The organism is Persicobacter psychrovividus (genome assembly GCF_036492425.1).
Taxonomy (GTDB): domain Bacteria; phylum Bacteroidota; class Bacteroidia; order Cytophagales; family Cyclobacteriaceae; genus Persicobacter; species Persicobacter psychrovividus.
The window spans coordinates 206217-223970 of sequence record NZ_AP025296.1; the positions used below are offsets into that span (position 1 = coordinate 206217).

7 protein-coding genes are annotated in these 17754 nt (G+C 41.9%); 6 read left to right on the forward strand and 1 reads right to left on the reverse strand.

Translation table 11 applies throughout. The features are described from left to right. Window positions 1-11 precede the first annotated feature (11 nt). The 4 genes from AABK40_RS20965 to AABK40_RS20980 all read left to right on the forward strand — a co-directional run bounded on the left by AABK40_RS20965 (window position 12) and on the right by AABK40_RS20980 (window position 9276). Complete coding sequence (locus tag AABK40_RS20965; protein ID WP_338399121.1) at window positions 12-2225, forward strand: pyruvate formate lyase family protein; 2214 nt, start codon at window positions 12-14, stop codon at window positions 2223-2225. Between the two features lie 4 nt (window positions 2226-2229). Continuing rightward, complete coding sequence (locus AABK40_RS20970) at window positions 2230-3138, forward strand: glycyl-radical enzyme activating protein (RefSeq protein ID WP_338399122.1); 909 nt, start codon at window positions 2230-2232, stop codon at window positions 3136-3138. A gap of 198 nt (window positions 3139-3336) precedes the next feature. After that, entirely contained in the window at window positions 3337-6951 is a 3615-nt protein-coding gene (locus AABK40_RS20975; protein ID WP_338399123.1) for a malectin domain-containing carbohydrate-binding protein, read from the forward strand. Window positions 6952-7065: 114 nt separating this feature from the next. Further along, window positions 7066-9276: a family 20 glycosylhydrolase gene (locus AABK40_RS20980; protein WP_338399124.1), complete on the forward strand. Its 2211-nt coding sequence runs from the start codon at window positions 7066-7068 to the stop codon at window positions 9274-9276. Between the two features lie 528 nt (window positions 9277-9804). Here AABK40_RS20980 and AABK40_RS20985 read toward each other — a convergent pair. Continuing rightward, a complete protein-coding gene (locus AABK40_RS20985) occupies window positions 9805-14691 on the reverse strand; it encodes a hybrid sensor histidine kinase/response regulator transcription factor (RefSeq protein WP_338399125.1) in 4887 nt (1628 codons plus the stop codon). A gap of 293 nt (window positions 14692-14984) precedes the next feature. Between AABK40_RS20985 and AABK40_RS20990 the strand changes: the two genes are divergently transcribed. Together AABK40_RS20990 and deoC are read left to right on the forward strand one after the other, a co-directional pair. Beyond that, window positions 14985-16877: a sulfatase-like hydrolase/transferase gene (locus AABK40_RS20990; protein WP_338399126.1), complete on the forward strand. Its 1893-nt coding sequence runs from the start codon at window positions 14985-14987 to the stop codon at window positions 16875-16877. Between the two features lie 157 nt (window positions 16878-17034). Further along, window positions 17035-17748, forward strand: a complete 714-nt coding sequence (deoC, locus tag AABK40_RS20995; RefSeq protein WP_338399127.1) for a deoxyribose-phosphate aldolase — start codon at window positions 17035-17037, stop codon at window positions 17746-17748. Window positions 17749-17754 lie beyond the last annotated feature (6 nt).

Sequence of the window (17754 nt, forward strand, 5' to 3'; positions counted from 1 at the left end):
TTTTTAGAGAGATGATGAAGAATGCAAAGGAAAAATTAAGCCTGATGGAAGCGATGACCGAACGTCATCAGGCTTTGTTCAATACCGATAGATACCAGTTAGAAATTGAATATTTGAAGCTTCAGTTTCCGGCGATTTTTCTGGACCCTGAGGCTGAGGATCTGATATGGGGACGGGTGAAACTGTTGCCGATAGGATTTTTCCCACAGGAGGGTGGGCTTGGCTACCATTGTATGGAAGAAATGTGGGAGGAGTTTGAACAGGAGCATGACCTTGATTTTGAGGACCTGAAGCGCATTGCGCAATTAAAGGCTTACTGGAAAGACAAAACCACTACCTATAATACCCGTCAGGCTTACCCTGCGGATGTTGCCGAGGTGTTGCCATCAGACAACTGGTTTCATGAGTCGGGTGTTGGTTTTCCTTTGTACCGTATGGGGGGCGCTCAGCAAAACTATGATGCACTGACAAGCAAGGGGCTTTCTGGATTGAAAGATGAGGTGCTCGACCGGATGAACGAATATGCAGGAGATCCGGAGAAGGTTGCCTTTTTGAAGGGAATGCTTTCGATGTTGAATGTGGTGTCGGAAACGGCGGAAAAGTATGCCGATCACATTGACCGACTGAATCACCCTGCGGGGGAAAAGATCAGTGCTGCCTTGCGAAGCATTGCCCACCAAAAACCACAGTCTTTTTACGAGGGGATTCAGTTGGTGCAGCTTTGGAGCATGATGTCCGGGGCTTTCAACTACTCTCGCATGGACATCTATCTTGGAGATTTGCTGGCAGCAGATTTGGACAATGGCGTTATCTCGGAGCAGGAAGCGATCAGCTATATTGAAAGTCTTTGGCGCCTGATTATCTTCCGCAATACCATTTTTGATGGGCGGGTAATCATTGGCGGACGTGGTCGCCGTAACCCGGAAAATGCTGACCGTTTTGCTAAATTGGCGATTCAGGCTTCAAGAAATGTGGCAGGTGTTTTGCCGCAATTGACGCTACGATTTGATGTAGGGCAAGATCCGACTTTGTATGAGGATGCGCTGGAGGCCATCGGCGAGGGCTGTTCGTTCCCGATGTTGTACAATGACCAGGTGAACATCCCCGCCGTCTCAAAAGCTTTCGGGGTTTCGATGGAAGAAGCCGAACATTATTTGCCTTATGGGTGCGGTGAATATGTATTGAACCATCGCAGTTTCGGTACGCCAAATGGGGTGATTAATTTGGCCAAAGCGGTGGAAGTCTGTCTGTATGGCGGTTATGATTTGCGCCTGAAAAATATCATGGGCGTGGAGTGCAAAACGCTGGCCGAAGTAGAAACATTCGAAGAGTTTGAGCAAAACTACAAGGCGGTTGTTGAACGGTATGTTACCGCATTGGCGAAGCAGCAGAAAATAGAGTATGATGTGGTCGGGCAGGAAGCAGGATTTTTGATGTACTCCGCTTTGTTCGATGATTGTATTGGTCGTGCGAAGCCGATTTTTGCCGGCGGGCTTCGTCATTTGGGCGGAACGATCGAAACCTATGGCAATACCAATGCGGCCGACAGCCTTTTGGCGATCAAACAACTGGTATTTGAGCAGAAAAAATTCACGGGTAAGCAGGTGATGGAGTTGATGGCATCGAACTATGAGCAGAATCCCTCGGCGCAAAAAGCCTTTTTGAATGTTCCTAAATATGGAAATGACATCGAGGAAGCCGATGAAATGCTGATCAATGTGCACAACCATGTCTGTAACTTTGTTCGTGAGCAAGGACCAAAAGTAGGCCTGGATTCCTATTTGGTGGTAAATATTAACAACCACGCCAATACCATCTTGGGGCGTCATACCGGAGCGACACCCGATGGTAGAAAGGATGGAGAACATATGGCCAATGCCAATAATCCGCAAAGTGGGCAAGATAAAAACGGCATCACGGCGGTTTTGAATTCCTTGATCAAGCCAGCGATTGATATTCATGCGGGCTCGGTACAAAATATGAAGTTCTCCAAGGAGATGTTTAATGAGCGTCGTTTGGTGACCAAAGCACTGTTGAATACCTATTTCGAAAATGGCGGATCGCAGGCAATGATTTCTGTCTTGGGTAAGGAAGATTTGCAGGGAGCGATCGAACGCCCACAGGATTACCCGAACCTGATTGTGCGTGTGGGCGGATTCAGTTCAAGGTTCATTGACCTGGCGCCTGACGTTCAGCAGGAGATCCTTCACCGTACTTTGTATTGATAAAATGGAGGCGGTCGTTTTTGATATTCAGCGTTTCTCGCTCACCAATGGGCCCGGCATCAGAACCACCGTGTTTCTGAAAGGATGCCCCTTATCGTGCAAATGGTGCCATAATCCCGAATCCCAAAAGATGGGGCAGGGCATCAGTATTGCCTTTGACAAATGCGTCAGTTGCGGAGCCTGTGCTTCGGCCTGCGAGCGACAGGCGCATAGCATTGTCGAGGGGAAGCATGAATTTGATTTGTCGAGTTGCCAACTTGATGGCCATTGTGTTGAGGCCTGCCCCAAGGATGTGATCAAAATTTGGGGTAACCATCAGCCGATAGAGGAAGTAATGGAGGTATTACTGAAGGATGTCGATTATTATAAAAACTCCGATGGTGGTGTTACTTTTTCTGGCGGTGAACCCATGAGTCAGTTTCCATTTTTATTGGAAGCCTGCCAACGCTTGAACGCCTTGGGCATTGCAGTTTGTTTGGACACAAGTGGGCAGTCATCTTTGGGGAATTTCAAGAAGATTCTCCCTTATATTTCCCTGATTCATTTTGATATTAAATCACTGGATGCGTCAAAACACAAAGAGGCGACAGGTGTTTCCAACGAAACGATTTTGTCGAACCTTCAGTGGCTTGGTCAGCAGGATTGCCCGATCGTTTTGCGTTGCCCGACGATTCCAGATTTCAATGATTCGGATCAGGACTTCAAGGCCCTTTCTGATTTGGCCAACTCCCTGCCGGCGGTCAAAACGGTCGATATTTTGCCCTATCATGCCATGGGCATTAACAAGGCCGAACAGCTGTTGGAAGCAGTGCCGGGGCAGGAGCATTATCGGGTGCCCACTGAAGAGGATAAGCAAAGGTACGCTCATTTATTAAATAGGTATTGCCAGAAGGATTTTACGATCGGTAAGTAGGACAGAGCAACTATTTATACATTTTTAAAGGTATTTTATCCCCTAAATCACGGGGGTAGGATGCCTTTTTTTGGTCGACGCTTTTTACACTATCGGCTATGGTGTAATTGTTGAATGCATTTTATCTTTTTTAAATCAAATTTCAGCCTTTATCTGTTGGCTGATGATCAATTTTGAATTCAATTATTTTTTATGGATATGAGCGCAAATAAATTACTTTTTTTACTGACGTTGTTGTGTTTCCAAACCTCACTCACCTTTGCCCAGGAGCAAATCGAGATCGGGGACAGTCAATGGCGATTGTGGCCTGATAAGACCGCAGCATGGGAAAATGATGACTTGTTTTTACCCAACACTTTCAACATTGATGAGCTGCCCGTAAATGCGCCAACTTGCGGTTGGGCAGCGCTGAATCAACAAAAGGAAGCAGTGGAAGTGAGTCTGCCAACAACCGTTGAACAGCATTTCTGGGGGACCAATGGGCTCAAAGCCTACGAGGATGCCTATGGTTTTGAGACCGAAGACAAGCAGGTAAAAGACGGTCGTTATCTGGGCGTTTCCTGGTGGTCAAAATCCGTATTTATCCCTAAAAGTGCCAAAGGCAAAAAACTGATCCTGAATATCCGTGGTGCCCGTTTGCGTGCTGAAGTATATTTAAATCATCAGTTGGTGGGATATAATATCATCAGTGAGACTTCCTTTCAGTGTGATTTGAGCAAAGCATTTATCGCCGGACAAAATAATGAATTGGACATTCGGATCACCAACCCTGGTGGTCAGATGGATTGGATCGACCCAATCTTCTTGCAGTGGGGGAAATATTCTTTCCACCGTTCGCATGGATTTGGAGGAATTGACCGGGGAATGAGCATCGAAGTGCAGGACAAAAACATCCAAATGCAGGACCTTTATGTGCTGAATACTTCCGATTTGGATCAGGTAGATGTTTATGCTGTTTTACATAATGATACGGACAAAGCGATAAAGGGAGCAATAGAATATACCGTTTTTGATCAGGACGGGAAAGCCGTAAAAGCTTTCAAGAGTGATAAAATTACCATAGATCCGCAGCAAACGACAACGATCAAAGAGGCTTGTCAATTGGAAGGAGCTAAAATGTGGACCCTTGAAGATCCCAACCTGTATCAGGTGAAAGCGCAATTCAAGGCTAAAAAATCCAAACTCGCATACCGCACACAGACATTCGGTTTCCGTTGGTTCAATGCCGAAGGAATTGGTAAAGATGCTTATTTAAGCCTGAACCATCAGCGCATTCGTTTACTGAGTGCGATTTCTTGGGGCTACTGGGGATTGAATGGGCTGTTCCCATCGCATGAGTTGGCGAAAAAGGAAGTAATGGCAGCAAAAAATTTGGGGATGAACTGTCTACATTTCCACCGAAATATTGGACGCAAAGAAGTTTTTGATTTACAGGATTCACTCGGACTGCTTCGCATGATGGAGCCCGGAGGTGGACGTACGGCTTTGCAAAATGATTATAAACTGGACTGGGAGGGCGTAATTCCTGCATCACATGCCATCGATGTTTGGGGTAAAGACGGAGAAGCGGAAACCTTTGCCCAAAAATACATGGAGGCCAAAATCATTCAGATGATCCGTGATGCAAGAAGTCATCCGTCTTTGGTTGCTTACAACCTGCAAAATGAGGTCACTTTTGATTTGGCAAATCCTCGCATCTGGCATGTATTGCGAAGAATGCAACAAGAGGATCCAAGCCGGGTGATTACCCTGAAATCGGGCGTAAACCCTGAAGGACAGGTGACCTTCTTACCTTATACTGAAGCACCGATTTATGACAAGGGAGATGGTTTTGGAGGCTGGATTGATGAGCATACGGTTGGTGGCCCTGGTGTTTGGAAAGACGAACTTTATAAGTCAGACAAAGAATTTACACACCGAACAGAAATCAAAGATCAGATCGTCGTTTGGGGTGAAATGTTGGGTGCAGCGACGCCGGACAACGCCAAGATGATGATTGAATACATCAATGCGCATGGCGGAAAAAGTTATGATTTGATTGATCAGCAGGAGATGAACAAGGCTTATGGTGACTTCATCAAAAAGTGGGGATTTGAAGGCGCTTATGCCGATGCCGGAGAATTGTTCAAAGCCATTGGTCGCAAAAGCTATGAGTTCTGGGGTAAGGTTATCGAGACGGCAAAACTGTCGGATGAGAACGATGGATTTATCATGAACGGCTGGGAAAGTACAGCGATTGAAAACCACTCTGGCTTGGTGGACAATCAGCGCCGTCATAAATCGGATCCGGCTTTGGTAGCCAATCGGGTACAGGCTTTGCGTTCGACCATCCGCCTGAATCATCAGGCAGTGCAGGCTGGTGAGCAGTTCTTGGCTGATTTGTATTTGGTCAATGAATCACATCAGGCACACGCCAAGCAGGCGAAACTTGTTTTGCGCAAATCCAACAAGGTGGTATGGAGTAAGGATTTTTCTGTACCAACCTTCAAAAAGAATAAATTTGTCTATCCGATTGCCAAGCAAGTGGCATTGCCTGCAACCTTGGCGGAAGGAAAATATGAGCTTTCACTGGAAATCAGCGGATTGCCAACAACCGCTGTTGCGAATGAAAAGCTGACGGTTCTTGACTCAAAAATTAACTTCAATCCTGAGCACTACCGGGTAGGGATTGTGGGAAATAACCCAAGTCTGAAGGCATATATCCACGATCAATTCGGAATGGATGCTGAATATTATCAGCCAAAAAATCAGTATGACCTATTGATTTTGAGTGATGAAATTTTGATCGGTGGAGAAGCAAGAGGGGTGAAAGTACCCACGCCAATCGAAGGAACAGGAGATGATTATTTGTATCAGACAGAGGTCTATGGCGACACGCTCGATATGACCTTCACCGTTGAGGGATTGGCGAATGGACAGGCTGAGGTGACGCTGAAATATGCCGAGGTATATTGTAATGCACCAAAAACAAGAATGTTTGATGTAGCATTAAACGGCAAGGTGGTCGAGCATGATTTTGATCTTTTCACCGAAGGTGGATTTGCCCAGGCAATCGACCGTGAATACAAAGCCAATATTGTTGATGGAAAATTGGTGATTAATATCCCACGCATCAGCTGTAATATGGCGAAAATGTGTGCTTTCAAAGTGGTTGATGCTAATGGAAAAACACAGGCATTCAACCTTGGAGGCGAAGCATACACGGATGTGAAAGGTTTGAAATGGCAGCAGTATGTTGAGCAGACGGCTTTTGTTCCTTCTTTGGATTTCAGTGTGGAAGGTGTTGAACATTCTATTGATATTCCTTCGCTGTTTGCCAAAATAAAAGCAGGAACGCAAATGCTGATGATGCCTCTGAATGCCGGTGCAGTAGTGACCTACGGACAAATTTTGGAAGATGAGCAGGCGTTGACGTTCGACGGTCAGGTCGGAAATGCTTTGCAGGCGTGGATGGGATCATGGATCTTCACCAAGTCATCCGACTTGTTTAAGGATTTACCACAAAACACTGCCTTTGCCGGAGACTATCAAATCGGGGCAGTAGATGCCAACGGGATGATCATCAGTGGAAAAAATATTGCCGTCGATGCAGGTTATGCCAGAGATCATAACCGAAACATTGGAGCGGCATCCTTCTCCGTAAAAGTTGGAGATGGAACCATTGTCGTTCACAATTTCTACGGTTTGGGCAATATCGCCAAGCCAGAAGATGAGCGGATCAGTAAAGCATTTGCCAAGCAAATATTAGTAAATGCACTGAATTTACTATACAAGAATTATCCTAAAACAATAAGTGAAATATCTCAAGATTAAAATGTAATTAAATATCTATTTTCCAGCCCTTAAAGTTTGTTCTTTAAGGGCTGTTTTTGTGATAAAAGAAAAATATGTATATCTTTAAATGTTATATTTTTCTTTACATTTTTTATGAAAACACCTTTTCTCTGGCTCATATTAATTTTTAACTTGAGTTATGCTACAGCCTTTGCACAATGGCAATCCATTCCCTCCATTCATGGCGTTCAATCTACTGGCGAATTTCATTGGCCTGAAAAGCCTACTTATCAAAGTACACTTCCTTTTGATATTTCCCCTTTAATTATACCAGTATCTCCAAGTGCAGGGAAAAAGCCCACTATTCTTTATACCTATAAAGCTGATATCAAGGGTCAAGGATATGAAATTGAAATAAAAAATGCGACGATTGAAGTGTATTGTGCTGATCCTTCAGGGGCTTTCTATGCATTTCAAAGTATTCAACAACTTCAGCGACAGCCAGTAATATCATGTGGGAAGCTTGTCGATCATCCTTTTTACCAATGGAGAGGCCTTCATTTGGATGTTGCGCGTCATTTTTTTCCAGTTTCTTTTATTAAAGAATACATTGACTTAATGTCGCAATATAAATTGAACAAGTTACATCTTCATCTTACCGATGACCAAGCATGGCGACTTGAAATTAAAAAGTACCCTCTATTAACGGAAAAAGCAGCATTTCGAGAAAATACGGATCAATGGACTTTCTTTCCAAATGCGGTATCAGCCAGTACTCCTGAAACGGATGTTTATGGGGGATATTATTCTCAAGAGGATATCAAAGCACTTGTGGCATATGGACTTGAACGTGAGGTTGAAATTATTCCTGAGATTGAAATGCCAGGCCATTGTGCTTCGGTATTTTGGGCTTTCCCTTCGTTTTCATGTAAGGGGAAATCTTTTGAAAAAGACCCTTATAAATCTTTTGAATTTTCGGACCCTTTCTGCGCAGGAAATCCTGAGGTACAGGATTTTATCGCAGATGTAATTGAGGAGGTAAGTGCGCTTTTTCCTTCAAAATATATTCATATTGGCGGTGATGAAACCAAGCATTCATCATGGGATGATTGCCCTAAATGCCAAACATTCATGCATGATCATAATATAAATGATAGTGATGATTTGTATACCTATTTTATGGAAAATGCAGGCCGAAAAGTAAATGAAATGGGAAAACAGCCTTTGGCTTGGGATGAGGTAACAAATGGTGGTAAAATGAAAGACTTTCTAATTACCGCTTGGCAGGATAGCAGTGCTGTAAAACAAGTTATCGACAATGATTATAAAGCAGTTATTTGTAATAGTGATCTATTCTATTTTAATAAATATCAATTTAATGCAGCAGTAGAGGAGCAATCCGAAAAAGGTATCATTACTTTGAAAGATCTATTTGCTTTTACACAACCGGAAGGGTCGGAGAATATTTTAGGCTTAGAAGCCTGCCTATGGACAGAGTACGTTCGAACACCAGAAAAAGCTTATAAAATGTTGTTCCCTCGTTTATTGCCTTTTGCCGAAAAATGCTGGAATGGCGCAAAAGGTCGCTTAAGTTATTCCTTCATGAATAATATCGCCAATGAATTGCCCTATTTACAACAAAAAGGAATTCAGCCATTTATAGCACCTCCAACAGTACGAGGACGAGGGAATGATTTATCGCCCATATATTTCCAGAATACTATAGCGGTAGCTCTGCAAAATATTTATCCTGGCGCAGAAATTTTCTATCGAATTGGTGGGAAAAAGTCATTTTCCCGCTATCGTACACCAATTAATTTAAAGACTACAAACAATATACAGGTATTTGCTAAACTAAAGGGTAATCCCTCAATGTATAGTGACACATTGAATTATGAATTCCATAAGCTCAAGTATTTTTCGCGCCCTGTTTCGGTGGCGCAATATAGTCTAAAGCCAGGTCTTGAATGTAGTTACTATACGGATTCGATTAGTTCTCTTAAAGACTATGAGCCCAAAAACCGAAAATGGGTAACTACAAGCAGTAAAATCGAGATTCCTAATATTGTTCGTAAAGATGCATTTGTATTACGATACGAAGGGTACATTAAAGTGAATGCTACTGGAATACATAAATTTTTGCTGACCTCTGATGATGGGTCGATGCTTTATATCAATGATCAATTAGTGATTGATAATGATGGGGTGCATGCGCCAATACATAAGGAGAAATCACTATTGCTAAAAAAGGGGCTATATAAAATCAGAATCGATTATTTCGATTTAGCCTATGGAGAGCAGTTAGGACTTTCAATTTTCCCTAACGTTTCTTTTCATGTTTCTAATGAAAATTCATATTTATAATGTGGTAATTTACACATCATATAGATGTTAATAAATGATTATCATTTTATAAATTATAAAAATATGTGCAAGCGTTATTCCTTGAAATAATTTTCAATTTTATGAGTGGTGTTCGCACTTCTATTCGATTATCGTTATTGATCGAATAGAAGTGTTTTTTTTGGGGTAGGCTGTCGAAAATATGCAATCACCCCGATCAAAAATATTCGATAGCCTATTTTCAGGGAATTATATTATACTAAACCTTGGTTAATGAGCGGTGAATGTACGCTGCGCCTATTTGGACTAATAAGCCAAAGATTTAATCTGTGATATTCTACGTGATCATTGGTTAAAATTACAAGTCAGTTATTGAAAGTTGTTGCGTAGCGATGTGCCACAACATATAAAGTAAAGAAAAAAGGCCTGAGTATTTTGCTCAGGCCTTTCCTTTCAATCTCACCATGATCCACCCCAATAATCTACTTTTAAGGAGGGCGTGGGGTATATTTTTCAGCTCCGTTGGCTTAGCTCATAATTTAATTTATGCTAATTTATTGTCGCTTCGAGTTTCGCTGATAAATATTGTTTCGGACCAACACCAAATTCTTTCTTGAAACAACGGGCAAAATATTTCGGATCGTTGAAACCCACCGAATAGGCGACCTGAGCGGTTGAAAGCTTTTGACTCACCAGAATTTTTGCGGCTAAATTTAATCGACATTGGCGAACGAACTCATTCATCGATACGCCTAAGAGGGATTTCATTTTGCTGTACAACCACGACCTGCTTACTCCCAAATTCTCACAGAAAAAATCAATGCCCAAAGCGGAGTTTTCAATATTATCTTCGATTAACGCTTTTATATTATTAATAAATTCCTGATCCTTAGGATTGGCGTCGTTTAATGGCGTAATCCCTTCTTCAAAAATACTTTTATTTGAATGATCAATCATGCTCAACCGTTGATTGAGATAATTTTTGGCTTTCAGAAATAGCTCTTCTGCTTTAAAAGGTTTAGTGATATAATCTGAAGCGCCAGCTTCTAATCCAACAATTTTATCTTGCTCCGCATCTTTTGCCGTGATTAATATGATAGGGATATGGCAAGTTTTCTCATTTTCCTTCACCCTTCGACATAAGCTGATACCATCCATTTCAGGCATCATAATATCAGAAATGATCAAATGAGGGGGCTCTTTTTCAATCAATTTCAGGGCCTCTACGCCATTTTTTGCCTCAACAACAAAATAGAATTTTTCTAACTGGCTGTAAAGGAAATACCTCAGATCGGCATTGTCTTCAACGATCATTACTTTAGGTTTGGTGATGTTGTCTGCCATTTTCAAAACCTCATTATTGGCAATGACTGGTGTTAGCTGACTGTTGGCTTCTGGTGTATCAACAACTTCCTCATCAGACAGTAACACTGGAATATTGACTGTGAAAGTCGTTCCGTGATCATCAAATTGATCTTTGTATTTACTTTCAACACTAATATCTCCCCCCATTTTTTCAATCAGCTGTTTAACAATCGACAGCCCAATACCAGAACCAATGGCGTCTTCATCATTCTCAGATAAGCGGTAAAAACGGTTGAATATCTGATCAATTTTTTGCTCTGGAATACCATCTCCATTATCTGAGATAGAGACCTCGAGACCATCATTGGCCATTTTAGCAGTGAAAATAATGAGCCCACCTTCTTTAGTGTATTTAATGCTGTTATTCAGTAAGTTATAGATGATTTTGTTCACTACATCTAAATCATATTTGGCAGTTAACCCTTCCAATGTTGAATTGAAAATAATCTCGATTCTTTTCTGTAAAGCTAAATGTTTGAATGAATCATAAATCGTTTCAAAATGGTGACCAAGGTTATTTTTCTTTTCCTTAAAGGCAATTGCACCTCCATCAATTCTGGAAAGTTCCATAATCTGCTCTACCAAACTTAACAGCAACTTTGAATTTCGAGAGATAATCTTTAACAGGTTTCGATCAGGTACGGCGATAGCTTCCGAGTGTAACAATTCCTCAACAGGCCCCTGAATTAATGTGAGTGGCGTCCGAAATTCATGAGATACATTGGTGTAAAAGTCAGTCTTTATTTTATCAATATTTTTAAGTTGCTCCGACTGAAAATAAAGTTTCTCATAGGCGCTCGCATTGGTGATGGCAATCGAGGCATAAGAGGCTAAGTTGGAGAGCAGACTTAAATCTGTCTGTGTAAAGGCATTGAGTTTATTTGAAATCGCCACTAAAACCCCTAATGGTTTATCATTCCGGAAATTCAATGGCAAATAAACCCCGGAGGATTCTTTTTGCTCATATTTTCTGTCCGGATATCGGAGTAAATTCTGCGTATCGACACGCAGGTCATTACTGAAAATATACTGGTTACTGCGAACGACATAAGCAGACAATCGCGCCTCGGATTTAAGGTCAATTTGATCTTTAATCAACTCGTTAACATCTCCACGAACCCCCCAAAGTTCCAGCTGACCAGTTTTTTCGTTCACCTGACCAATCATCATTTCGTCGATGTCCACCAATTCAGAAATATTGCTGTAAATTTCCCCAAATACTCGATTTAGCTCTACGCTTGAAGTGATCTTCCGCCCCATTTTGGCCATCAGTTCAATGTTTCGTTTTTGCTGACGGAGTTCCTGTTGGCGATTTTGGAGTTCTGTATTCTGATTAATAACCACCTCTTGCTGGGTCTGCAATTCTTCATTAACTGCTAAAAGTTCAGAGTTCACCTCTTTGAGTTCCGCCGTTCTTTCCTTCACTGTTTTCTCTAAGTGGCGTTTACTCTTTTTAATCAGGTGAATATAGATGATGATAAAGGCGGCCATGGTTCCGAAAGCAATCAAAGTCAACAAAGTTTTGAACCAGGCCGACTGATACCAAGGAGGGGAGATGATCACCCGGTTTTCTTTGATCTTTCCCGACCAAATACCATCAGGGTTGGAGGCTTCCATCTGCAGGGTGTAGTCACCGGGTTCCAAAAAAGGATATTTGATGGTGTTTTCTCCATGGGCAGTATAATTCCAATGTTTATCCAGACCTTTGAGGCGATAGCGGTAGCGGATTTTTTGCGGCGCACGAAAATCAAGGGTAGATACACTTACGGCAAAGTTGTTGAAATTATAAGGCAGGTCGATCTCCTGATTTGCGTTCAGTTTATTATTTAATTCAGATCTTGAAATTGTACTTTGCCCATTATTGTCTTCTCCATTGATCTCGAAACCACTGATATAAGTCCGTGGGCTTGAAGTGTCTATTGATATGCTATTGGGGTTAAATTTAACAATGCCCATTCTATCACCAAAATAGAACATTCCATCCTGATCTTTGAAAAAAGCCCGTTCGTTGAACTCATTGGAAAGCAGTCCATCTTCCTCGTAGAAATTAACAAATCGGTTACTGTTTACATCTAATCGGCTGATGCCATTGTTGGTACTGACCCAAATATTCCCTTTGCGGTCTTCAAGGATGCCATGAAGAATATTGGAGGGCAATCCATCTTTCACCAAATAACTTTTTATCGTTTGGTTCAACGGACTATAGCGATTCAAGCCATAACGTGTAGCAATCCATATTTCCCCGTTTTGAGCCTCGTACATTTCTTTGATTTCATGGCTCGACAACCCTTGATCATTATATACAAAAGGAGTGATTCTGTATTCTTTCGGATCATAAATATAGATGCCCTCCTTCACCGATCCAATCCATATTTTACCATCCGAAGCCTCCATAAATGCATAATTCGAGGATTTAACATGGTCTGGGTTTTTGACCAATGCCTTTAGATTTTGAAAATAATTTTGGCCATTTTTCTTCACCATGATCCCACCAGTGATCGAAGCAAAGTAAGTGTCGCCGGCAGAGGTTGTCAGAATTGATCGCGGAGACCAGGGGCTGAATTTGGATGAGTCTTCGGGTAAGTGGATATTGTAATGGTGGAATTTGCCTGTTTTTATATTGAACTCAGAGACTTTCCCCTCAAAATATCCTACCCATAGTTTATCGTTTTTTACAGGGGTTCCAAAAACCCCCACCACGCTTGCTGGCACCGCATCGGCACCTTTTCCGCGCTTATACCTTTTGATGAGTTTAAAATTGGTATCGAAAATATCAAAAGATAGCTGCGTTCCTACATAAATCCGGTTGTCCTGTTTGTAAATGGCATGTACCATATGGTCGAAGTCAGGGAAATGACTCGGCCCATAACGCAAAAATGCGCGGCCATGCAGGTTGCATTTCATCAACCCTCCCTTGGAGGTACCAATCCACAGTACGCCACCTTTACTTTGATAAATAGAGGTGATTTTATTGGAGGAAAAACCATTAGACTGCAATTGGTTTTCATCAAATTCCATCAACTGATCATTATGGGGCTCATATTTATAAATACCCACATGATCCGTAGACCCTCCGGCCCAAATATTTCCCTGCTGGTCCTGAATCATTCGTCCGATCGTGGGCATACTGTATCCTTCGGTAATATTTTTGATTACCTTTCCCTGCTGATCAAGCTGAAACAAACCTTGATGCATTCCGAGGTAAATATCGCCATCATTAGCGATGATCAAACTCAATACCCCTTGATTACGGATGTGCTCTACCTGATTTTTGCCTGTAAGAATTCCCTTGAAAGAGGTGAAATTGAGCGACTGGTCCATCGTAAATCGATACAAGCCATTGGCTTTCGTCCCGGCCCAATATGTATTTTGGCTATCTTTTAATAGTACAGTAATTTGTTTACTGTGCAGGTGCTCTTTTATTTGGGTGATTTTGTTTGTCTTTAGGTCAAGTAGATTGAGTCCCTTTGTGGTACCAATCCATAATTTATCCTTTCCTTCCAAAAACAAACAGGTGGTAATTTGATCACTCAATCCATTGGCACTTTTATAATATCGAGTAACTTTCAGACTATTGATGTCAATCTTATTCAGCCCATTCATGGTACACATCCATACATTACCATCCGGTGTTTCCTGCATGGATTTTTGCTCCGTGTAGGTCTGATAAGGAGAGAGATCATTACTGATTGTGGTCGAGTCGTCGGGATCGTGGTTGAAGTTCATGAAATCCTCGGAAGTAGGATTGTACATGCTGATTCCCCCGTTTCTGAAGCGCACCCAAAGTTGATTCTTTCTGTCGACTAACAGTTCAGTTACCCATGAACTCTGAATGCTCTTTGGATCTTCTTTGTTGGGTTTAAAGACTTTGAACTTGTATCCGTCATAGCGTAAGAGACCATCCTGAGTACCGTACCACATATAACCGGTGTGGTCCTGAATGATATTGGTGATCAAAGAATGAGAGAGCCCGTCTTTTCTGGTGAGGGTCTCAAAGTTGATATTTTCTGCCTGAGCTGCGCCTATGGTTAATAAAAAAACGAGCGCGAAAAGGTGTAAAAATCTTCTCATATAATAGTGTCAAAAAAGTGTGAAGAGTAAAAAAAATTATTGGGGATCCTGCTTCATTACAATAATAGGCATGAAAATGAAGATTTTTACCATTTCCATGGTGGATTGTTGATTTTTCACCCTTTTCAAGAGATCTGTCACAGTTTTTGGAATTATTTTTCCTCCTCCAAGAGCGAAGCAAAACGAAATTTTTAAGCCTGAAAGATTATCAACCGTAAAAAGATTTTTTATGCTCCATGCTCTGATTTTTACCGCATTACTTCGCAATGTACTACAATGATGATGCAATGGGTATGTTTAATTTTTCAGTTTTATTTTTTTTAGCAGGTTTGGCCGCGCCAGAAAAAGTGCCGCAAAGAGCAGCCGAACAGCTCCCTAATATTTTATGGTTTGTCAGTGAAGACAACAGTCCTTTTTTGGGGTGTCATGGAGATTCACTCGCCGTAACGCCGAACCTTGACCGACTCGCCGAGCAGGGCATCACTTTTCAGAATGCTTTTGCGAATGCACCGGTTTGTGCCCCTTCGCGATCTTCGATCATCACCGGAGTGTTGCCCACATCGATCGGTACGGAGCATATGCGATGCAAGGTGGAAATGGATTCGTCTATTGTTTACTTTCCTGCACTTTTAAAGGAAAACGGCTATTTCACTACGCTAAGATTTAAGAAAGATTATAATGCTTCCTGCCCAAAAAATGTCTGGGATAAGGATGATTTTTGGGACATTAATGAGTCTTTGGAAGGACGTAAGGGAAAACAACCCTTCTTTATATTTTACAATACTTGGATCAGCCATGAGACGCGTCTTCATCCACAAAAAGACCGCTATAAATATTTCAGAGACAGCTTTGAATATATTGATAGCACCGAGGTGGATCAGTGGATTTCCAAGCTGACACACGTCAAGCCATCGCAGGTTCGTGTTCCTGCGTATTTACCGGACATTCCCGAAGTCCGTAAGGATTTTGCCTCCTATTATGAGTTCATGGAAATGATGGATTTGGAGTACAAATATGTGGTGGACTATCTTGAAAAAATCGGTGAGCTCGACAATACGATCATCATTTATTCGAGTGATCACGGTGGCGTGCAGGGAAGAAGCAAGCGATTTACTTTTGAGTCCGGGCTTAAGATTCCGTTGATCATTTATATTCCACCAAAATATCAGGGCAAAGAACGAAAATACATTGAAAATAAAATTGTCAGCCTGATTGATTTGCCAGCGACAATTCTTGCGATGGGTGATGTAAAGGCACCAAAATCATATCAGGGGCATGACATCTTTGGAGCACACAAAGCGCGTTACAGCTATGGATTCCGTGGACGAATGGATGAAAGCCTTGATTTGGTACGAAGCCTAAGAGATAAGCAATTCCGTTATGTGCGTAATTTTTATCCTGAACATCCTCATGGTATTCACATCAACTTTCTTTGGAAAGCAGAAGGAATTAAAGCCTGGGAAAGAGCCTATAAAGCAGGGAAAACGGATGCTTATTCATCTGCATACTTCGAGCCACGGGCGATAGAAGAATTGTATGACTGTAAAGCAGATCCTGATAATGTTCATAATCTTGCGGCAGATCAACAATACGCCAAGGTATTGAAGCGGTTCCGTAAAGCCTTAAAATCAGAAATGGAAAGCACCAACGATATAGGTTTTATTCCTGAAAGTGATTTTTATGCCAACTGCCAAAAAGCAAAAATCCCTTATACATTATATGCCAAAAATCAGCCGATGAAAGCCATACGCAAGGCGGCATGGGAAGCAACATCGACAAATGATGAAGGTAAATTGATGCAGCTGCTCAATGATCAAGTTTCGGCAATTCGTTTTTGGGGAGTGAATGGCTGTATTCAGCAAAAAACGCTCAGCCCATCGCTACTGACCAAGCTTAAACTAATGTTGAACGATTCCAATTTGACGGTACAGGCAGCGAGCTCAGAGGCGTTGTATGTTCATGGTCACCAGGCTGAGGCACTGAAAAAAATGGAGCAACTGCTTCATTCCGAAAATCCATTCGTTGCCCTTCGGATCATGAACTGTATCGAAGTAAATCATATTAACGATAGAGATTTGCAACGAACATTGCAGCAGATCAGCCTTTATGAGCAACAGGAGTACGGCGGGGAATACATCAACAACAAGATCAATTTTTTGAGAAAGAAATCTTATCTGAGCAAGTAATTCCCTGATAATTTCTCGGGAATAGCCTTGTTAAGATTAAAAATAGAAGTGGGTTTGATGATTCATTTTACAGATATAAAAACCCTCTTTTTTAGAATATTTTTTATCCAAAACCAGCTCAATAATGAATTAATTGAGCAAAAATAAATTTACGACTATGAGCAATGTGCAAGAATTAGCATCAATGATCGATCATACGATCCTTCACCCACAACTAACCGACAAAGATTTGGAAATCGGCTGTCAGGTAGCCGCCAAATACAATGTCGCTTCAGTTTGTGTGAAGCCTTTCGCAGTGGACCAAGCCAAAAAATTGTTGGCAGGAACAGCCGTTAAAGTAGGTTGTGTGGTAGGTTTCCCTGGCGGAATTTCATCCATCGATGTAAAAGTTTACGAGACCGTTCAGGCGATCAAGGATGGTGCACAGGAGATTGATATGGTCATCAACATCGGTAAGGCGATCCAAAAAGACTGGGCTTATTTGAAAGAAGAGATCAAGGCTTTGGCGGACGCTTGTCATGAGCGTGGCGCATCATTGAAAGTGATTTTCGAGACTGATTATATCACTGAAGAAGCCTCTATCGTTAAGTTGTGTCAGATCTGTACAGAGGTAGAAGCGGACTATGTGAAGACTTCAACCGGTTTTGGTTTTGTCAAGGGCGAAGATGGCCGTTTCAGCTACGAAGGTGCTACTGACGATGTGCTTAAATTGATGAAAGCGAGTGTGGGACCGAACGTGAAAATTAAAGCTTCAGGTGGTATCCGCAGCCTGAAAAGACTATTGGAAGTCAAAGAGATTGGTTGCCACCGCGCAGGAGCGACCGCAACAATCGATATGTTAGAAGAAGCGATGGCGCAGTTAGCTGACTAAGCCATC